15 protein-coding genes are annotated in these 19622 nt (G+C 64.7%); 4 read left to right on the plus strand and 11 right to left on the minus strand.

The annotated features are described in order from the left end of the window. Positions 1–32 precede the first annotated feature (32 nt). The 11 genes from GQB03_RS10125 to tssA form a co-directional block, all read right to left on the minus strand. Entirely contained in the window at positions 33–953 is a 921-nt protein-coding gene (locus GQB03_RS10125) for a M35 family metallo-endopeptidase (protein ID WP_159688321.1), read from the minus strand. A 3-nt stretch (positions 954–956) separates the two neighbouring features. After that, on the minus strand, positions 957–3686 hold the full coding sequence (tssH, locus tag GQB03_RS10130; RefSeq protein WP_159688325.1) for a type VI secretion system ATPase TssH: 2730 nt from the start codon (positions 3684–3686) through the stop codon (positions 957–959). After that, the gene (gene tssG / locus GQB03_RS10135; RefSeq protein ID WP_159688328.1) at positions 3683–4792 is read right to left on the minus strand and encodes a type VI secretion system baseplate subunit TssG; all 1110 of its coding nucleotides are present in this window, start codon (positions 4790–4792) and stop codon (positions 3683–3685) included. The genes tssH and tssG overlap by 4 nt, the downstream gene beginning before the upstream one ends. Beyond that, positions 4768–6642 (minus strand): type VI secretion system baseplate subunit TssF, encoded by a 1875-nt coding sequence (tssF, locus tag GQB03_RS10140; RefSeq protein ID WP_159688331.1) that lies wholly within the window; start codon positions 6640–6642, stop codon positions 4768–4770. Before tssF ends, tssG begins: the two co-directional genes overlap by 25 nt. 13 nt (positions 6643–6655) lie before the next feature. Then, complete coding sequence (gene tssE, locus GQB03_RS10145; RefSeq protein WP_159688334.1) at positions 6656–7162, minus strand: type VI secretion system baseplate subunit TssE; 507 nt, start codon at positions 7160–7162, stop codon at positions 6656–6658. Then, positions 7155–7991, minus strand: a complete 837-nt coding sequence (locus tag GQB03_RS10150) for a type VI secretion system accessory protein TagJ (protein WP_159688338.1) — start codon at positions 7989–7991, stop codon at positions 7155–7157. Before GQB03_RS10150 ends, tssE begins: the two co-directional genes overlap by 8 nt. 24 nt (positions 7992–8015) lie before the next feature. Beyond that, positions 8016–8498, minus strand: coding sequence for an Hcp family type VI secretion system effector (locus GQB03_RS10155; RefSeq protein WP_159688341.1), 483 nt, complete (start codon positions 8496–8498; stop codon positions 8016–8018). Positions 8499–8592: 94 nt separating this feature from the next. Then, complete coding sequence (locus GQB03_RS10160; protein ID WP_159688344.1) at positions 8593–9081, minus strand: Hcp family type VI secretion system effector; 489 nt, start codon at positions 9079–9081, stop codon at positions 8593–8595. A 139-nt stretch (positions 9082–9220) separates the two neighbouring features. After that, the gene (gene tssC, locus GQB03_RS10165) at positions 9221–10717 is read right to left on the minus strand and encodes a type VI secretion system contractile sheath large subunit (protein ID WP_159688347.1); all 1497 of its coding nucleotides are present in this window, start codon (positions 10715–10717) and stop codon (positions 9221–9223) included. 78 nt (positions 10718–10795) lie between these two features. Then, a complete protein-coding gene (gene tssB / locus GQB03_RS10170) occupies positions 10796–11305 on the minus strand; it encodes a type VI secretion system contractile sheath small subunit (protein WP_159688351.1) in 510 nt (169 codons plus the stop codon). Between the two features lie 106 nt (positions 11306–11411). Beyond that, positions 11412–12467: a type VI secretion system protein TssA gene (tssA, locus tag GQB03_RS10175; RefSeq protein ID WP_159688354.1), complete on the minus strand. Its 1056-nt coding sequence runs from the start codon at positions 12465–12467 to the stop codon at positions 11412–11414. A 274-nt stretch (positions 12468–12741) separates the two neighbouring features. On the opposite strand from tssA, the gene tssJ reads away from it, so the two are divergent. Genes tssJ through tssM form a run of 4 tightly spaced genes read left to right on the plus strand, consistent with a single transcriptional unit; the run spans position 12742 to position 19617 of the window. Further along, entirely contained in the window at positions 12742–13254 is a 513-nt protein-coding gene (gene tssJ / locus GQB03_RS10180) for a type VI secretion system lipoprotein TssJ (protein ID WP_159688358.1), read from the plus strand. 56 nt (positions 13255–13310) lie between these two features. Then, positions 13311–14645: a type VI secretion system baseplate subunit TssK gene (gene tssK / locus GQB03_RS10185; RefSeq protein ID WP_159688361.1), complete on the plus strand. Its 1335-nt coding sequence runs from the start codon at positions 13311–13313 to the stop codon at positions 14643–14645. Positions 14646–14699: 54 nt separating this feature from the next. Then, the gene (locus GQB03_RS10190) at positions 14700–16013 is read left to right on the plus strand and encodes a DotU family type VI secretion system protein (protein ID WP_159688365.1); all 1314 of its coding nucleotides are present in this window, start codon (positions 14700–14702) and stop codon (positions 16011–16013) included. 34 nt (positions 16014–16047) lie between these two features. Next, positions 16048–19617, plus strand: a complete 3570-nt coding sequence (gene tssM, locus GQB03_RS10195; protein ID WP_159688369.1) for a type VI secretion system membrane subunit TssM — start codon at positions 16048–16050, stop codon at positions 19615–19617. The last annotated feature ends 5 nt before the right edge of the window (positions 19618–19622 follow it).

The raw sequence follows: 19622 nt of genomic DNA on the forward strand, positions 1-19622 counted from the left end.
GCGGCACGAATCGATTGGCCGCGCCGCGCGGACTAGAGTACGGCTCGTGTCTTGAGGTCCTTGTAGACGGTGGATTTCACCGCCTTGGTCTTGAGCTTTTTCGCACGTACCGCCCGTGGCTCGTCATTGACCAGCTCGCGGGCCGACAGCAGGCCGCCGCGCAGCAGTTCGATCGCAGCGTAGGCGTAACTGTCGGCGTTGAGCACCGCGTGATCGGGGCTCATCGGTTCGTACAGGTGGGTCGCGTGCTTGTAGGCGAAGTCACCCGTGCTGGCATAGCGATGCGAGGCCTCGTGCACGATGATCCGGGCAAGTGCATCCACCGAGAGCGCTTCGGCAAGCTGGAAGCGGATGTGCATGCTGCGTTTGGTGTCGAGCGTGTAGCGGCTGAGGATCTCATGCATCTTCTGGCCCTTGGCGTAATTCCATTCGAGCTGGAAGGCCTTGGCCTTGGCGAAGTCCCGGCGCTCGAGGGCCTGCTGATCCTTGCGCATCGTCGGTTCGAGGGCTTCCATGATCTCGGCATCGAAGAGTTGCTGGGCCCCGCCCCGCAAGGTGACGTAGCCTTCCGCCTGCGATTCCCGGCCGAGCGTGTCCGACAGCACCACGTGGTCCTGGAAGCCCGCGTGGATCTTGGCGAAGGTCTCACCGATGATCCTCAATTGCTCGTCGGTGGTTGGATTGCGGAAGTCGTCGGTCAGGATCGAGCGGGTGAGCTTCGACCACCCGAATACCCCGCCGCGGCCCTTGATCGTCAGCCCCGAAAATTCCTTGGTGGCCTTCTTGACGGCCTCCTTGGCGCGGACGAAGGCGGTGAGCAGGCCCAACCGGATGTCTTCGTTGGCCTGGAGATCGAAGGCGTGCTGGCGCTCGATATCGCTCAGCGGTACGCGGTACTTGAAGGATACCTTGGCCCCGTCGAGCGAGACGGTTACGTATCGTGTGTTGTGCATGGCTCAGGCGAACCCGTATTTGAAGTCGCCGTCGGCGGTACTGACCGAAACCCGCTCGATCGGTCGTCCTTCCATCATCCGGTTGAGGAATTCGCGGCTGATGTCCGGCAACATGGTGTTGGTCAGGATCGCGTCGATCATCCTGCCGCCGGACTCGCTCTCGGTGCAACGCGAGACGACCAGCTTGACCACGTCGTCACCATATTCGAACGGAATCTTGTAGCGCGCCTCGACACGCTTCCTGATCCGGTTGAGCTGCAGCACGACGATCTTGCCGAGCATCTCGTCCGACAGCGGATAGTAGGGGATCGCCACCAGCCGTCCGAGCAGCGCGGGCGGGAAGATCTTGAGGAGCGGTTCGCGCAGCGCCTTGGCCATGCCCTCGGGATCGGGCATCAGGTCAGGATCCTTGCACAGGCCGGCGATCAGATCCGTGCCGGCGTTTGTCGTGAGCAGGATCAGGGTGTTCTTGAAATCGATGAAGCGACCTTCGCCGTCCTCCATGAAGCCCTTGTCGAAGACCTGGAAGAACATCTCGTGTACGTCCGGGTGCGCCTTCTCGACTTCGTCGAGCAGCACCACGCTGTAGGGCTTGCGGCGTACCGCCTCGGTGAGCACGCCGCCTTCGCCGTAGCCGACATATCCGGGCGGCGCGCCCTTGAGGGTGCTGACGGTGTGCGCCTCCTGGAATTCGCTCATGTTGATGGTGATGAGATTCTGCTCGCCGCCGTAGAGTGCCTCGGCCAGCGCCAGCGCAGTCTCGGTCTTGCCGACACCCGAGGTGCCGGCCAGCATGAACACACCGATCGGCTTGCTCGGGTTGTCCAGGCCCGCGCGGCTGGTCTGGATTCGCTTGGCGATCATCTCCATCGCGTGATCCTGCCCGATCACGCGTTTGGCGAGGCTCTCGGCAACCTTGAGGATCGTCTCGATCTCGTTGCGCGCCATGCGACCGACCGGGATGCCGGTCCAGTCGCCCACCACCGTCGCGACCGCTTGGTAGTCGACGGTCGGCAGGATCAGCGGGTTCTCGCCCTGCAGTTCGGCGAGTTTGCCTTGCACCTCGGTCAGCTGTGCGAGCAGGGCGCTGCGCTCGGCCTCGCGATCGGCGTCGCTCGTTTCCTCGGCGTTTGCAACGGCCCCGGCTTCGGCCTCGAGCTTGCTGCCGGTGCCCTCCACGGGCTGGGTGCCATCACGCAGCCGGGCGCGCAGCGCGAGCAGCTCGTCCACCAGGGTGCGTTCAGCTTCCCAGCGCGCCTCGAGATCCGCAAGGCGCTGGCGCTCGTCGCTCAGCATGGCCTCGGCGTCGCTCTCGCGCTGGCCGACGTCGATGCCGATGGATTTCTCGCGGCCGATGATGCGCAGTTCAGTCTCGAGTGCTTCGATACGCTTGCGGCTGTCGTCGACTTCGGCGGGTGTGGCGTGCAGGCTGATGGCCACGCGTGCGCAGGCGGTGTCGAGCAGGCTGACACTCTTGTCGGGGAGCTGGCGGGCGGGGATGTAGCGGTGGCTCAGGCGGACGGCAGCTTCCAGCGCCTCGTCGAGGATCTGCACCTTGTGGTGCGCTTCCATGGTGCTCGCGACGCCGCGCATCATGAGGATGGCTTTCGGTTCGTCGGGCTCGTCCACCTGCACGGTCTGAAAGCGGCGGGTGAGCGCCGGGTCCTTTTCGATGTGTTTCTTGTATTCGGCGAAGGTGGTGGCGCCGATGGTGCGCAGGGTGCCGCGGGCCAGCGCCGGCTTGAGCAGGTTGGCGGCGTCGCCGGTGCCGGCCGCACCGCCCGCGCCAACCAGCGTGTGGGTCTCATCGACGAACAGGATGATCGGCCTCGGGCTGGCCTGGACCTCGTCGATGACCGAGCGCAGACGCTGCTCGAATTCGCCTTTCATGCTGGCGCCGGCCTGCAGCAGGCCCACGTCGAGGGTCAGCAGCTGTACATCCTTGAGGCTTGGCGGGACGTCGCCGCGGGCGATGCGCTGGGCAAAACCTTCGACCACGGCGGTCTTGCCGACGCCGGCTTCGCCGACCAGGATCGGATTGTTCTGGCGGCGGCGCATCAGGATGTCGACCACCTGGCGGATCTCGTCGTCGCGGCCGACGATGGGGTCCATCTTGCCACCGCGTGCCTGTTCGGTGAGATCGACGGTGAATTTCTTGAGCGCTTCCTGCTTGCCCATCGCGGCCGGCGCGATGGCGCCGCTTTCTTCGCCGGGCTGGCCGACGGCCCCGGAGCCGTCGCGGGCGCCGAGCAGTTCTTCCGGCGAGCCGGCGACGATGGCAGCGAACTCATCGGTCAGGACGTCGGCCCGCACCCGTTCGAACTGGCGGGAGATGGCCAGCAGTGCATTGCGCAGCGAGCCCGTCTTGAGCATGCCGACCAGCAGATAACCGGTCCGTACCTGGCGGTCGCCGAACATCAGGGTGCCATAGACCCAGCCGCGTTCGATCGCGGTATCGAGGTTCGACGAAATGTCCGAGATAGACGTCGAACCGCGCGGCAGGCGGTCGAGCGCGTTGGTCATGTCAGCGGCAAGTCGTGCATCGTCGAGCTCGAAATGGCGGACGATGCGGTGCAGGTCCGAGTCTTCGGTCTGGAGGAGTTGCTGCAGCCAGTGCTCGAGCTCGACATAGGGGTTGCCGCGCAGCTTGCAGAACACCGTGGCACCTTCGAGCGCCTTGTAGGCAAGGCTGTTGAGTTTTCCGAACGAGGCTACCCGACTGATTTCGGTCATGCGTCTCTCTCTTCGTGGGGCGGTCGCGTGCCGCCGTTGTGGGTGCGATATGCGCAGGAGGCGTCTTCTTCCTTCCCGCTCCGACTGAATCTGCTTGCGCCGAGCAGGCGCTCGGCATCGAGCACCAGATCGTCGCGTTCGCGCCTGGCCGCGGGTCTGCCGAGCCAGCAGGTCCAGCCCAGCCTGTTGCGGCCCTTGAGACCGAGCGGCGGGACTTCATCACGCTTGAGGCGCAGGCGCACATCCCAGGCAAGCTCGCCGTTGGTATAGAAGCGTATCCAGTCGACGAGCTGCGGCAGTGCCCTGCCGCCGGGCAGGAAGGATTCGTAGCGCACCAGGTTCATCGAGCCGATGTGCAGGCGGAACTTGCTTTGCCGGTCCCACACGCGGCGGCCGAGCACCGCGCTCGTACCGAGCCTGCTGCCGGTGCCGAGCCGGGAATGGTCCTGCTCGCCGATCTGCATCCAGTGCCCGGCATATTGTTCGACTTCTACGGGGAGTTCGAAATAGTTAGCCAGCACCACCTGCAGGCCCTCGGCGTTGCGCACCTGCCGGGCCAGCAGGCCGGCATGAAAGCGTTTTGCATTGTCCGGTACGCGGTCACGCTGCTGCAGCGCGCTCTGACCGATACCGACCAGCGAGCCGACGTAGGTCGCGAAGCGGTCGTCCTGTGGCCGGTCGAGACTGACGGTCGGCTGTGCCTGCGCCCAGGCACGGTAGAACAGGGCGAGGAAGCGATGATGGATGAGGTCGAGGAAGCGGATGAAGGTTTCGTCGCCCTGGTGCAGGATCCGGTGCCGCGCGTATTCAGTGAGATGAAGCGGCATTGGCCCATTTGGCCCGAGCAGACCGAAGAAACGTACTTCTAGGCGCGGCGGCACACCGTTGCGGGCCGGCTTGAAGCCGGACAGGCTGGTTGGGGCGAAGGCAAGCGAGGCTTCCTGTGCGAGGCGCACCGGCTCATCCTGAGGGCGTCGCGCACTGGCCCAGCGCGGCTTGTCCGGAAAGGCGCACTCGATGCGACGCATCGCCTGCAGAAAATCGAAGGCGTACGGTTTGCGGGCGAGGGCATCGAACAATGCTAGAGGATCGGACGCATCCCGCATCGCGGCCTCCAGCGCATGATCTGTCCGCGCGTCAGCGAGCGCAGGCTGGTCTGGGTAAAGCTGTTCAGCGAGGCATGGCGGGCCAGGAAGTGCTCCATCACGCTGCCGAAAACAAAGGCTCCACCGCCTTCGAACGCGGCTTCGTCCACCTCCAGTTCGATTTCCAGGCCGCGACCGAAGCAGATCGGGCCCGGGAAAGGGAGACGGGCCACGACCGGCTTGGCACGGACTGATTTGAGGCCTTCGACCTGCCGGCGCATGCCCGCGTCAACGCTGGAGGCATACAGCGCCAGCATCTCGCGCAATGCCGCAGCGCCTTCTTCGGTGTTGGCGTCCGCGAGCGAGAAGTGGTTCAGCGCCAGATGGCTGATCAGACGCCAGGCCGTCGAGCCTTCGCCAAGCATGCCGTAGGGGCGCGAGGGTCCCCTTACGCAGCGAATCGCTTCCACCGGTGCAGCAATGTCGAGCGAAAAATCGGTCTTGCCGCCACCCAGCGACATCAGGATGGGGAGGTCGCGGTTGGTGCACAGCGCCTTGATCGATAGCTGGCGCAGGTCGCCGCGATAGGGCGCTTCGTTCGGGTCGACCAGCGACAGGAATACCTCGCTTCCGACGTAGCCGGTGCGTGGGCCGGTGCGTTGCTGTTTCTCCGAAAGCAGCCGGGGCTCGCGCTGACAGCTGTAATAGGCTTGCCGGCCACCGTTGCCGGAATGGAAATCCGCATAGAAGGGCAGGAACTGCTGCTCTTCGCGGGAGCCGTGGAAGTGCCCGATCACTTCGGTCAGCTCGTAGATCTCGTAGTCCATTGGCTGGGTACGGTCGGCGACGACGTGAAACTCGTGGTTGGCGTCGCTGATGTGGATGCGGTCGGCGCGCTTGGAAAAAAGATTGATGGCCGGTGCGCAGTGGAGCAGGAAGTTGGTCTCGTCCACCACGCTTTCGAGCATTGCCTCGCCCGTGGCAAAGAGCAGGATCAGTTCGATTTCCTCGTCGGCCTGGCTCAGCGCCGGGGCGAGGCCGGCGACGTTGAAGAACAGGAAGCGCTCGGGGAAAGAAAAATACTCCTGCACCAGCCGATACCCGCCGAAGCTCCGGTGCCGGGTCGGCAGCAGCGCCTGCTCGTCATCGTAGCCAGTAAGACCGATCCGCTCGGCAGGGATGAAGTGCTGCCAGGCGGCATCCTTGCCGCCGGTCGGTCGGACCACCGCGCCAAGGCAGGCGGCGCCGATCTGCTCGCACAGGCGGTAGGCGACTTCCTGTGCGCCGCCGAGGTGGAATTGCAGGGTGTCGAGCGACAGCTGGCTGAACTTGAGGCCGCCGGTGCAGCGCAGCGTCATCCGCACGCCGCCCCGAACCCGGCCGGTGAGCGGCAGCTTTGCCAGTGGCAGGTCGGCCGCAAAGCTGAAGTAGCGGGCCTGGGTCAGCTCGATCGGCCAGAGCCGGATCTCGTGCGCCGTCCGGAATTCGCAGGCGGCGGTATCGCCCTTGCCAAGCGGGCTGCGAAAAGGAGCGCCGCGGGGCAGGGTGAAGCCGCGGGCGAGGTTGGTCTCGCCGGGGATCGGACGGAACTGCGCGACCAGCATGGCCGGTGTGGGGGCCAGGTGGTGGGGGTGCAGCATTTCCAGCAGGCGCTGGGTGAAGCGGGGAAACTCCGCGTCGAGCTTGAGTTGTACCCGCGCCGCGAGAAATCCGGTGCCTTCGAGCAGGCGCTCGACGTAGGGGTCGGCCACCTCGATGCCATCCATGCCGAGGCGGGCTGCGATCTTGGGAAACTGCCGCGCGAACTCGGCGCCCATTTCGCGCAGATGTTGCAGCTCGAGGTTGTAGTAGCGCAGCAGGCGCGGATCCATGCGCTACCCCCCTTCAACGACCAAGATCGCGGACCTCGACAAGCCCGCTCTCCAGATCGAGGGCGGTGCGCAGCAGGAGCTCCAGCGGCACCGGCTGCGCCCAGATCAGCGCCGAGATACGCACCCCGATGACGTTGTGGGAGTCGAGAATGCTCTCTTCCTGTTCGGCTGTGATCTGCAGGGAGCCGGGAATGATGCGCGGTTCGAAGCGGGTCAGCGAATCGCGGATGGCGCGTTCGAGATCGTTGATGTCGAGCGACGAAGCCGTCTCGCCGGAGAAGCACGGCATGCCGTAGTTGAGCACGGACTGCTCGACCTCCGGCCAGGCCGACAGACCGTCGCTCGCCGGCGGGCGCATGGCGTTGAGCAGCCAGGTCAGGTCGCGCAGTACCGCTTCGCGCAGCTGGCTGCGGGTGAGTACGCGGCGCTCTTTCGCTTCGACGCGCTGTTCGGGCTCGTCGTCCTGCAGTCGATCCAGCAGTGCAGGCTGCAGGCGGTCGAGTGGCAGCAGTTCAGCCATCGGCTTCTTCCGTGGAGGCAGCGGGGTCGAATTCGATGCGACGGATGTCCAGCAGCGGGAATTCGCCTTCGTCCGTGGTGAGGAGCCGCTGGCCAAGGCCGTGGTAGTCCCCCCCGTGTTCTATCCATTCCGTCCTTCTCGCCAGCCGAATTGCGCCGTCGGGCACGGTTTCGGAGCCGCTGTATCGCGTCGGAATCACCCCCACCGCCTCGCCGCCGTTGGCAAAGAGGAAATGTGCCGGTGCCCACACGAAGTCGCGCAGATCCGCAGGCGCCTCGATGTCGATGCTGGCGAGCCGCGAAAATGGCAGCCAGTAGTAGCGGCCGTTGATCACCGCTTCGCAGACCGGACCCAGGCGGGTGTCCGCGTCGGCCAGCCAGGCGAACGGTGTGCCGTCCAGGCGCCCGCTGCTCGGCGGTGCAAGGTCGAAGGCCTGTTCGCGCAGCCGCACGGCCGCCGCGGTATCGCCGCGGCCCGAACTCAGCAGGCTTTCGAGCAGCAATGCCAGCCATTGCTCGGGTTCGCCGAACAGCAGCGGGACCCGTTTGCCGGCGAAGACCTCGGTACGCAGCGCCTCGCAGCGCAGGGTCTCGCGGTACATCTGTGCCATCGCCAGCGTCGAGGCATCCAGTTCGGTGGCGACGTTGAGCTGATTGAGGGCGCGTTCCCACTGGCCGAGCACGGACAGCAACTGAAACAGGAAGACGCGCAGCCTCGAATCGGCAGGCTGGCTACGGATGGCTGCCTGCAGGTGGCTCAGCGCAGCTTCGGGGTCTCCTGCACGCAGGCTCGCTTCGGCGTCGGCTACGTTCTTTGCGGTTACGGACATGCCCGCATGCTCCTGTTGGGTGGTTCAGCGAGGGCTGATGTCGGTCTCGAAGCGTGATACGGCGTTTCCGCCTCCCGAGCTTTCCTGGCCACGATATTCGATGGCGACTTTCTGGAAGGAAATGGCAACCTGTTCGACGACGGTGTCCGAGCCATCCGCTCCGGACAGATCCACCGAACGGATGCGCGCGTTTTCCATCGTCATCACAAGGTATTCGACCGCCTTCGCACCGCCGGCCTTGCGCACGGTCAGGACCACGCTCTTGAGTTGTTCATTGGCACGCAATGCCACCAGCAGGGCGGTGCTGGCACGGTCAAAACCTTTCGTGACGACGAGTTCGCGGACCGAGATCTGGCTTGCCCCGCCGCTGCGGGACCCCGCGGTCGCGGTCGCGCTGGCATTGCCCTGCATGCCCCAGTTCCAGCCGTAGATGTCGATCTCTTCCCGATGCAGCTGATCCTGGGCCTCTCCCTTGATGGGCCCCATCCGCGCACCTTCGATTTTCAAGAACATGTCGCCGGCCATGCAGTCTCCCCGGGGTGCTCGTGAAGCGCTCTGATCCGCGCCGCCTGTGCCGCGGCGCGGAGCGAATCCAGCTGCCTTACTTGATTTCGCCGGTGTTCTCGGCGATGTTCCATTCGGCCGTCATGGTCGTGTCCTTGCCACCCTTGACCGCCTGCTTGGTGTATTCGTACTTGACCTCGGCGAAGTTGAGGGTGACGTTCTCGGTGAGACGGTCCTCGCCGCCGCTGCCACCGGTGCTCAGCGAGGTGACCATGACCTCCTTCATCGTGATCTTGATGTATTCGAGCGGGTTGTCTCCGGCCTTGCGTACCGTCAGCAGTGCCTGATCGTAGTGGGTGCCCTTGCAGCACGCCATGATCAGCGCGTGGCTCGATGCGTCAACGTACTTGGTGAAGGAAAGGTCCTGCACATTGACCTTGCCGGCACCGCCGCCGCTGCCCATGTGGGTGGTGCCGGACTGGCTCAGGCCCCAGCTCCAGGCCAGCACGTCGACCGATTCCTTGTGCGTCTTGTCGTTTGCTTCGCCCTTGATGTCGCCAATCTTGATGAACATGTCGACTGCCATGGATATCTCCTAGTTGTTTCAGTTGGGTCGGATGGCCGGGGTGTCCGGCGGCACAGCTTTGCGGGGTTCGCGCGATCGGCCGCTTGATCGTGCTTGTCCCGCGAAACCGGGCAGTGTTTCCTGCCCGGTCCTTACCGCTTCAGCCGCCCTTGGCCGAAGGCAGCTTTGAAACCAGTCGCAGCGATACCGTCAGACCTTCAAGCTGGTAGTGCGGACGCAGGAAGAACTTCGAGGTGTAGTAACCGGGGTTGCCTTCGACTTCATCGACAACGACCTCGGCCGCCGCGAGCGGGCGGCGGGCCTTGGTGCTTTCCGACGAGTGTGAGGGGTCGCCATCAACGTAGTTCATGATCCAGTCCTGCAGCCAGCGCTGCATGTCGTCACGCTCCTTGAAGGAGCCGATCTTGTCGCGGACGATGCATTTCAGGTAATGCGCAAAACGGCAGGTGGCGAACAGGTAGGGAAGGCGGGCGCCGAGATTCGCGTTGGCAGTGGCGTCCGGGTCGTCGTATTCGGCTGGCTTGTGCAGCGACTGGGCGCCGATGAAGGCCGCGAAGTCGGAGTTCTTCTTGTGCACCAGCGGCATGAAGCCGCTCTTGGCAAGTTCGGCTTCGCGCCGGTCCGAGATGGCGATCTCGGTGGGGCACTTCATGTCCACGCCGCCGTCGTCGGTGGGGAAGCTATGGACCGGCAGCCCCTCGACTGCGCCGCCGGACTCGATCCCGCGAATGCGCGAGCACCAGCCGTATTCCTTGAAGGAGCGGTTGATGTTGACCGCCATTGCGTAGGCCGCATTGGCCCAGGTGTACTTGCCGTGATCGGCCGCGCCGGTGTCTTCCTCGAAATCGAACTCCTCCACCGGGCTGGTCTTCGCGCCGTAAGGCACGCGACTCAGGAAGCGCGGCATGGCGAGGCCGACATACTTGGCGTCGTCCGATTCGCGCAGCGAGCGCCATGCAGCGTATTCCGGTGTGCTGAAGATCTTGGTCAGGTCACGCGGGTTGGCGAGCTCCTGCCAGGAATCCATCTGCATGATGGTGGGGGAGGCGCCGGTAATGAAGGGGGAGTGCGAAGCAGCGCAGACCTTCGACATTTCGCCGAGCAGTTCGACATCGGGCGGGCTCTGGTCGAAATGGTAGTCGCCCACCAGGCATCCATAGGGTTCGCCGCCGAACTGGCCGTATTCCTCTTCATAGACGCGCTTGAACAAGGGGCTCTGATCCCAGGCGGTGCCCTTGTAGCGCTTGAGCGTCTTGCCCAGTTCGGCCTTGCTGATGTTGAAGACCCGGATCTTCAGCATCTCGTCGGTTTCGGTGTTGTTCACCAGGTAGTGCAAGCCGCGCCAGGCACCTTCCAGTTTCTGGAAATCCTCGTGGTGCATGATCTGGTTGATCTGTTCGGTCAGCTTCTGATCGAGCGCGGCGATCATCGATTCGATGGACTTGACGACGTCCGAGCCGATCAGCGTGGTCTGGGCAAGTGCCTGTTCGGCCAGCGTGCGCACCGCGTCTTCGACTGCACTGCGGGCTTCATCGGTCTTGGGTTTGAATTCCTGGCGAAGCAGCGACTCGAGTTCGTTGCCTTCGATTGCCTGGCCTGCGGCCTGGTTTTCGGTCTGTGCTTGGGCGTCAGCCATGCTGAACTCCTCGATTGCGAGTATGGGCTGTGGGATGGGGCGTGGTGTCGGCGGGCGGAAGGACGTCGTTTGCGGACGTCACTCGGCCGGCGTGTCGTCGGGTTTGGGGGCGGCGGCGAGGGTCTGCAGCAGCGCCGGATCCTGCAGCACCTTGGCGATGAGCTCTTCGGCGCCGGTCTTCCCGTCCATGTAGGTGATCAGGTTGGAGAGTTGCTGGCGCGCGGTGAGGAGCTTGTTGAGCGAATCGACCTTGCGCGCCACCGCGGCCGGAGAAAAGTCATCCATGCTCTCGAAGGTCAGCTCCACGTTCAGGTTGCCCTCGCCGGTGAGCGTGTTGGGGACCTGGAAGGCCGCCCGTGGCTTCATCGATTTCATGCGGCTGTCGAAGTTGTCCACGTCGATCTCGAGGAACTTGCGATCCGCCACCGGGGCAAGGGGTTCCGCCGGTTTTCCCGAGAGGTCGGAGAGCACACCCATCACGAAGGGCAGTTGTACCTTTTTCTCGGCGCCATAGAGCTCGACGTCGTATTCGATCTGCACCCGGGGGGCGCGATTGCGCGCAATGAACTTCTGGCTGCTGGTCGCCATGCTTAGTCTCCGTCAGGAAAGGTTGAAATCCGTCGATGGCGGATTGAGGGGCTCTCGATTGTGGGCTCTAACAAGGATGCGGTCTCGGTTCTTCGGCGGACAGGGACTATTCGTCCTGTTCCGGATTGAGCTGTCCGCCGACCATGCGCTCCGCCTGATCGAGCCCATCCGGGGCGAGTTCGACGATCGCCTCAAGGAAGTTCATGTTCATGACCCGATGCGCGCGCCGCAGCAGCCACTGGGCAGGGTTGGTCGGTTCGGTGCGCTCGAGGTAGGCGACCAGGCGCTCGATCGTCGCGGTGACGTCCTGGCGGGAGCGAATCTCGCCGGGGGCTGCCGGCCGCGCAGCGTCGGTCGATGCGTCTGAGGACGTCTCCGCCAGGGCGGCCGCCTCGCTGCCGGCCGCTGGCGCGACATTGCCAAGCGCCTGGTTCACCGCCTGCAACACGTCCTGCAAGGGTTTGAAGTCGAGGCTTGCAGCCGAGCCGACCTGATCCAGCAGATACGCCGACAAGCGGCGCACGAGGGCGAGGCTTTCGACGATCGCGCCACTCAGGCCCTGGTCCTGCGCGATCGCTTCAGCCAGCATGCCGTTGATCTGGGTGTCGGTATAGGTCTGCTCTCCGTCACGTGCGGCGAGGCGACCCTGAGTCACTTCGATGTCACGTACGCCCAGTACGCCGGACTGCCGCGACCTCAGCAGCCAGCTTGCACGTAGGTCGTTGATGACGGCATCGCTGGAAACCAGCGGTGCGAGCGCGTTGACCCGCATCGTCGGGTCGTCGTTGTCATCGGCATCGAGTTCGGGGTGAACGTGCGGCCAATGAGTCTCGAGCAGTCCGACGATCAGCCGCAGGCCCGCGTGGATGCCGGCGAAACCCTCGGTGCGCAGCAATGCCCGGGTGTAGTAAATCGCCACGCGTAAATCGCGGGTGCGTTCGAGCAGTCCCTCGGCGATGCGTCGAACCTCGGGCCAGTTGGGCCCTTCGCCCTCGATCGTGACGCGGGCGCCGGAGTCGCCATGGGCAAACTCCTGGGTGGCTTGCTGGCGGGCCGCTTCCTCGAGGCTCAGGAAGTCGGCGTCGTATTCGAGGTTGGGGCCGCAGGGCTGGTCTTCGCTCAGTGAGGCAAGGTGTTTGTCGAGGTCGATTTCGAGCGACATCTTTGGTTGTTCCGGTCCCTGTATGACTTGGGCGCTGCGGTGGCGCCATTCACGACGGCACTCAACGGCCTCTGCGAGCTGCTTCGTTATAGCAAAAGTTTTGCATTGTGTGTCACGCGCTGCCGACGAGAAACTAGCACGGATCGACTCAAGGAGGTGTGTGATGCAGTCGATAAGCCGAGATATTCGAGTAATGCTGCAGCAAAGCGGTTGCCCGGCCGGGCCTCATCGGCAACAATCGGCACCACATCGCATTGCGGCAAGGAGCCTGGTTTTGAACAGACACGCCAACGTCTCGCGTCTTCTCGCCATTGCGGCCGTTGTGCTCGGCATGCTTTCGGCCTGCTCCAGCCCGGTTGTTCCGGCCAAGCCGGATCCGACGGTCGTGACGGTCAGTCTTGCTGCCACGGACAGGATCAATGTCGATGCACGCAAGCGGGCCAACCCGGTGGTAGTGCGTCTTTACTTCCTCAAGAACGCCGCTGCATTCGATGTGGCCGACTTCTTTTCCTTGTTCGACAAGGACACGGAGGTGCTCGGGGACGCGGTGGTCGCTCACGACGAAATCGTGCTCAAACCGGGCGAGACACGCACGCTCGACCCGCGTGTCGCGGAAGGGGCCAAGGTCCTCGCCGTGCTGGCCGCTTTCAGGGACGTCGATCGGGCGGCGTGGCGGGCAACGGCGCCGGTGGTGGCCAACCGGACGAATGAAGTGACGGTCAGCCTGGATGGAACGCGGGTCACGGTTGCGGCGCGTCTGGCGGCGGTCAAGACAGGTACCAAATGACACGGAACAAACCGTTTAGACTCGCTGCACGTCGCGCCTCTGAGGAATAGCCGTTCATGTCCTGGTCAAGCAAGGTTCTCTGGTCCGAGGGATTGTTCCTGCGTCCACAGCATTTTCAGCAGCAGGATCGCCACGCGGAGTGGCGGGGAGAATTGCTGCGCAGGCAGCTCGGCGCCAATGCCTGGGGATTCTCGACTCTCGAACTGGATGATGCGGCACTTGCCATCGGCAAGGTGTCGCTGCGCGCCGCCAGCGGAATCCTGCCCGACGGCACGCCTTTCGATTTTCCCGCTGCCCACGAAGGGCCGCTGGCCTTCGATTTTCCGGCGGACGCCAAGGACGGGCTGGTCGTACTGAGCCTGCCATTGCAGCGTGCGCTGATGCCCGAATACTGCATCGACGGCGACGACGATCCGCTCGCCCGCTATGCGGTGGGCGATGTCTCGCTGCCCGATGCGGCGGGAAGCGGTGGCGCGGCCGAGGTCGTTCAGGTGGGTGTGCCGCTCCTGCGCCTGGGTCTGGCTGATGCCTTTTCGGATGCCTTTGTCAGGATCGGGGTCATCCGGATTACCGAGCGTCGCCCTGATGGCAGTCTGCTGGTCGACCGTGGCTATATTCCGCCGGTGCTGGACTGCAACGCGTCGCCGCAGTTGTCGTCGATGCTGCGCGAAGTGTTGGGGCTGCTGGCGCAGCGAGGCGAGGCGCTGGCCGGACGCATGACCCAGGCAGGAAACGGCGGCGTGGCGGAAATGGCGGATTTTCTGTTTCTGCTTGGCGTCAATCGGCACCTGCCGGTGTTTGCCCACCTCGAGCAGGTCAGGCCGCTGCATCCCGAACGACTCTACAGCCAGATGCTGACCCTGATGGGCGAGCTCGCCAGCCTCACTGCCACGGATCGGCGGCCTCCATCGCTGCCGGCCTATCGCCACGATGCGCTGCAGGAGAGTTTCAGTCCGCTGCTCCGGGATATCCGGCGCAGCCTGTCGGCGATTCTCGAACAGAATGCGGTGCAGATCATGCTGCAGGATCACAAGCAGGGGCGGTATGTCGGAGTCATTCCCGATCGCGGCCTCCTGAAGCAGGCCGGCTTCGTGCTCGCCGTCGGCGCAGAGATGCCGGCCGAAGCGGTGCGGACGCGATTCCCGACGCAGGCCAAGCTCGGTCCGGTGGAGAAGATCCGCGAACTCGTGAATCTGCAGTTGCCGGGTATCGCGCTGCGACCGCTGCCGGTGGCACCGAGACAGATTCCGTTCCACGCGGGTTTCACGTATTTCGAGCTCGACAGCACCGGGGATCTGTGGAAGCAGCTCGATGGTTCCGGTGGTCTTGGGATGTACGTGACGGGAGATTTTCCCGGGCTGGAAGTGGCGCTGTGGGCCATCCGGGCATGATGCAGCGGAGTCTTGTACGGCGGGCCGAAGCCTGCTGCCAGGCGGAAACGAACGATGACGACTGACGATCCCTTCGCAAGCCCGCCGGGCGACCGCACGCTGGTGATTCCGAATCCGGGGGCCCGTGCCGCCCGTCCCGCACCAGCGCCGTCGACGGGCGCGGGATCCGCACGGATCGAACTTGCCGCACTGGACTGGGGGGCGGGGCTCAATCCACTGGTGGCTGCAGCCAATCCGCTTCTCGGGCTGGTGCCCCATCTGCGCCAGGCTCACCATCCCGATCCCGCCGCGCTGAGGGATACGCTGGCGCGCGCGGTGCAGGCCTTCGAGACCAAGGCACGCGAGGCCGGGGTGCTCAACGAGCATGTCATCGGGGCGCGTTATGCGCTGTGCACCTTTCTGGACGAGACTGCGGCGAACACGCCCTGGGGCGAGAAGCTCTGGGCCCAGCGCAGCCTGCTGGTGCAGTTTCACAACGAAGCATGGGGTGGCGAGAAATTCTTTCAGCTGCTGGGCAAGCTGGCCGAGCAGCCGGCGACTCACCGTAATCTGCTCGAGCTCTTCTACATCATCCTTGCGCTGGGTTTCGAGGGGCGCTATCGAGTCTTGCAGAATGGCCGCGCACAGCTCGATGCGGTGCGCGAGCGTCTCGCGCAGATGATCATCAAGGAGCGCGGCGAGCCGACACGCGAGCTCTCGCCGCACTGGCAGACGCTCGCCACGAATGCCCGGCCACTGCGGGATTCCGTTCCGATCTGGGCCGTCGCGGCGATCGCGGCGCTGTTGCTGGCGACGCTCTATCTCGCGTCTTCCTACGCGGTCAACCGCCACTCCGACCCGGCTTTCGCCCAGATCCTCGGGCTCAGGGTGCCCCCCCCGACGCCCGTCGCGCCGGTGAGCTCGCCCGCCGCACCGGCAGTGCCCGCCAAGGTGCCGGACCGTCTCCAGCATTTTCTCGCTGCCGAGATCCGCGAGGGCCTGGTGACGGTGCGAGACCTGCCGGACCGCAGCGTCGTGCAGATCCAGGGCGATGGCCTGTTCGAGCCGGCGAGCGCAACCCTGTCGCCCAAGGTCAAGGACCTGATGGTCCGTATCGGCACCGCGGTCGCAAAGGTCAAGGGCAACGTGCTGGTGCGCGGCCATTCGGACAATCGCCCGATCCGCAGCGCCCGCTTCCCGTCCAACTGGCACCTGTCGCAAGCGCGTGCCGATTCGGTGGCTGCTGCGCTGGCGCCGGAACTTGGCGGGCAACGTATCGAAACCGAGGGGCGGGCCGAGAGCGAGCCTGTCGCATCCAACGATACGCCGGAAGGGCGGGCAAAGAACCGCCGTGTCGAGATCATTGTGTTTCCGGCTGCGGGCAATTGAGCGCAGCGGCGCCGTCATCGATACAGGGCTACACATGAAAGCGGTCTTCAAGTTTCTGTTTCATCCGGTGCTGCTGGGCATCCTCGGCCTGCTTGCGCTGGCCTTGCTGATCTGGTTCATCGGCCCGATGGTCGCGGTGGCAGGCGTCGCGCCGCTCGAATCGGAACTCGCGCGGTTTGTCCTGATCGGGCTGATCGTGGCGGCTGTCGTGTTGCGTCTGGTATGGCGCAAGTTAAAGGCGCGCAAGAAGAACGAGAAGCTTGTCGAAGGACTGATCGAGAAGGACGCGGCCGAAAAGGCCGCACCGCAGTCGGACGAGGTTCAAGTCCTGCGCAAGCGCTTCGAAGATGCCCTGCGTGTGCTCAAGGAGAGTCAGGCCGCGGCGCGCGCGAAGCAGGGGGGGCTGGCGAGACTCCTGTCGGTGGGTTCGGCACGCTACCTCTACGAGCTTCCCTGGTATGTGTTCATCGGCGCGCCGGGGTCCGGAAAGACCACGGCGCTGATCAACTCCGGCCTGCATTTTCCGCTCGCCGAGAAGCTCGGTGTCCACCAGTTGAAGGGTGTCGGCGGGACACGCAACTGCGACTGGTGGTTTACCGACGACGCAGTACTGATCGACACCGCCGGCCGCTACACCACGCAGGATTCCGACCAGGGCAGCGACAGCGAGGCATGGTCGGGCTTTCTCGGACTGCTCAAGCGGCATCGTCCGCGCCAGCCACTGAACGGCGTGCTGCTCACGGTGAGCATGGGTGATCTGCTGTCGCAGGATGTCGATGCGGCCGAGCGTCACGCGGCCGCGCTGCGTACCCGCATCCAGGAACTCTACAAGCAGCTCAACGTGCGCCTGCCGATCTATGTGCTGGTCACCAAGGCCGATCTGATTGCAGGTTTCGACGAATTCTTTGCCGATTTCGGCAAGGAGGCGCGCGACCAGGTGTGGGGCACGACCTTCGCGCCGCAGGCGGACGCCGCCGCCGCGCTCGAGCGACTTCCTGATGAGCTGGCCGGGTTGCGCCAACGGGTGCTCGATCTGCTGCCGGTGCGATTGCGCGACGAGCGCGACCTCGTTCGGCGCGGGGCGATCGCGGCCTTCGACCAGCAGCTTGCGAGTGCCAACCGTCTGCTGACCGCCTTCCTCGGCAAGGTCTTCGCGCCCTCGAGCTTTGATCACGCCTTGATGCTCAGGGGGGCCTATTTCACCAGCGGTACCCAGGAGGGCAGCCCGATCGATCGCGTGATGTCCTCGCTGGGCGCGGCCTTCGGTCTCGAGCGTCGGCTGATCCCGCCGCAGGGCGGCAGCGGCAAGAGCTTCTTCATCACCCGCCTGCTGCGCGAGGTGGTGTTCGCCGAGCAACGTCTCGGCGGCACCAATCTCAAGTGGGAGCGGCAGCGCGGCCTGGTACGGCTTGCTGCCTTTGCGGCGATCGGCGTCCTGACCGTCGGTCTGGGCCTGGCCTGGGCGCTGAGCTACCGGAACAACAACGCCTACATCGACGAGGTTTCCGCACAAGTGCAGCGTGTGCAGCCGATGGTGGCCGAGGCGCGGGTCGCCGCCTCGGACGACGTGATCGGCATCCTCCCGGTGATCGACGCCGTGCGTACAGTGGCGAACACCGAGTCGCGTCCGCTTGGCGATGCACCCCTGTCGATGCGCTTTGGCCTATACCAGGGCGACAAGGTCGACGCCGCGGCGCGTCAGGCGTACCGGGGCCTGCTGCGCGACGTTCTGCTGCCGCGCATTGCCTTCCGCGTCGAGAAGCAGTTGCGTGGCTTCGATCCGAACAATCTCGAGTTCGCCTACGAGGCGCTCAAGAGCTACATCATGCTGCACCAGCCTGAGCACTTTGACGCCGAAGCGCTCAAGGCCTGGATAAGCCTCGATTGGGAGCTTAATCTGCCGCGCGAAACCACCAGTGCGCAGCGGACCGAGCTGACCGAATACCTCGACGAGTTGTTCAGGGAGGGCCCGGTTGCCTCTCCGCTGCCGGCGGATACCGCCCTGATCGCCAGTGTACGCAACCAGCTGCTGCGCTATTCGCTGCCCGACCGGATCTACAGCCGCCTCAAACGGCAGGGCGTGGGTAGCGAGTTCCCTGAATTCAGCATCGAGAAAGTCGTCGGCCCGTCCGCAGCACTGGTCTTCGTGCGCAAGAGCGGACAGCCGCTGGGCCGCGGCGTGCCCGGCCTTTACAGCTTCGATGGCTACCACAAGGGCTTCGATCCTCAGGTCGGGCGCGTTTCGACGCGGCTGGCGGAAGAGGAGAGCTGGGTGCTCGGCACCACCGCGACAACCCCGGATGCCGGGAAGGCCCGTGAGGTTGCCGACGAGGTGCGCCGGCTGTACCTGACCGACTATGCGCGGATCTGGGAAGCCTTCATGGCCGACATCGCGGTCCAGCGCGCCCCGAATCTGCAGCAGAGCATCCAGGTGGCCCGGGTCCTGTCGGCGACCGACTCGCCTTTGCCCAAGCTCATGAAGGCCATCTCGCGCGAGACCACCCTGATCGTGGCCAGTGAAGACAAATCGGTGGTCGACAAGGCCCAGGAGCGCATTGCCGAAGCACGCGACAAGCTCGGCCGGGCGATCTTCGGTGCGAGACCGGAGGCGCCTGCTGCTGCCGCAGCGGGCGGCATCGAGCACATCGTTGACGATCGCTTCGTGGCGCTGCGCCAACTGGTCACCGAGAACGGCGGTGCCGCGCCGGTCACCGGCGTGGTACAGCTCATCAACGATGTATACGTCAATCTGTCGGCGACGGAGACTGCACTGCGTGACAATGTGGCACCGCCGCCGTCCGATGCTGCGGCCCGCGTCAAGGCCGAAAGTGCGCGCATGCCGGAGCCGGTGCGCTCGATGCTGCAGGATCTCTCGGCCGCAGGAGCCGGTCAGGCGCTGAGCTCACTGCGTGAATCACTGTCGACGGCGGTTGCAAGCCAGGTCGGAAAATTCTGCAGCGAAGCCACCAACGGCCGCTATCCATTCGTCCGCAGCAGCCCGCGCGACGTCACCCGCGACGATTTTGCCGCGCTGTTCGGGCCGGGCGGAAAGTTCGACGCGTTCTTCACCCAGAATCTCGCGCAGTATGTCGACACATCGGGACGCAACTGGACCTTCCGCAAGGTGCAGGAGCAGTCGCTCGGGGCGGCCGGCAACCTGATCCAGTTCCAGCGTGCGGCGGTGATCCGGGACGTCTTCTTCCGGGGCGGCGGGGTGTTGCGCATGGATTTCAAGCCGATCGAGATGGATCCGGCGATCACCCGTTTCACGCTCGACGTCGATGGCCAGCTCGTCAATTACGCGCACGGGCCGCTGGTGCCCCAGTCGGTGCAATGGCCGGGACCGAAGGGTGGCCTGCAGGTGCGCGTGCAGATCACGCCGCCCGGATTGAGCGGTACTTCGGGTATCGCGACCGACGGGCCATGGGCCTTGTTCCGCATGCTCGACAAGGCAAACATCGAGCCGACCGCGCTGCCGGAGAAGTTTCGGGCCACGTTCGTGGTGGATGGACGTTCGGCGGTTTTCGAGGTCACCACCAGCAGTGTGCAGAATCCCTTCCGCCTGCGCGAACTGGTCGATTTCCGTTGTCCGGGCGGGCTGTGAGCGTG

Origin of the sequence: Cognatazoarcus halotolerans (genome assembly GCF_009800965.1) — a bacterium.
Lineage (GTDB): Bacteria > Pseudomonadota > Gammaproteobacteria > Burkholderiales > Rhodocyclaceae > Cognatazoarcus > Cognatazoarcus halotolerans.

Coding starts and splice junctions, on each gene's coding strand:
- GQB03_RS10125 (WP_159688321.1), bottom strand. CDS start 953: ATGCACAACACACGATACGTAACCGTCTCGCTCGACGGGGCCAAGGTA.
- tssH (WP_159688325.1), bottom strand. CDS start 3,686: ATGACCGAAATCAGTCGGGTAGCCTCGTTCGGAAAACTCAACAGCCTT.
- tssG (WP_159688328.1), bottom strand. CDS start 4,792: ATGCGGGATGCGTCCGATCCTCTAGCATTGTTCGATGCCCTCGCCCGC.
- tssF (WP_159688331.1), bottom strand. CDS start 6,642: ATGGATCCGCGCCTGCTGCGCTACTACAACCTCGAGCTGCAACATCTG.
- tssE (WP_159688334.1), bottom strand. CDS start 7,162: ATGGCTGAACTGCTGCCACTCGACCGCCTGCAGCCTGCACTGCTGGAT.
- GQB03_RS10150 (WP_159688338.1), bottom strand. CDS start 7,991: ATGTCCGTAACCGCAAAGAACGTAGCCGACGCCGAAGCGAGCCTGCGT.
- GQB03_RS10160 (WP_159688344.1), bottom strand. CDS start 9,081: ATGGCAGTCGACATGTTCATCAAGATTGGCGACATCAAGGGCGAAGCA.
- tssC (WP_159688347.1), bottom strand. CDS start 10,717: ATGGCTGACGCCCAAGCACAGACCGAAAACCAGGCCGCAGGCCAGGCA.
- tssB (WP_159688351.1), bottom strand. CDS start 11,305: ATGGCGACCAGCAGCCAGAAGTTCATTGCGCGCAATCGCGCCCCCCGG.
- tssA (WP_159688354.1), bottom strand. CDS start 12,467: ATGTCGCTCGAAATCGACCTCGACAAACACCTTGCCTCACTGAGCGAA.
- tssK (WP_159688361.1), top strand. CDS start 13,311: ATGTCCTGGTCAAGCAAGGTTCTCTGGTCCGAGGGATTGTTCCTGCGT.
- GQB03_RS10190 (WP_159688365.1), top strand. CDS start 14,700: ATGACGACTGACGATCCCTTCGCAAGCCCGCCGGGCGACCGCACGCTG.
- tssM (WP_159688369.1), top strand. CDS start 16,048: ATGAAAGCGGTCTTCAAGTTTCTGTTTCATCCGGTGCTGCTGGGCATC.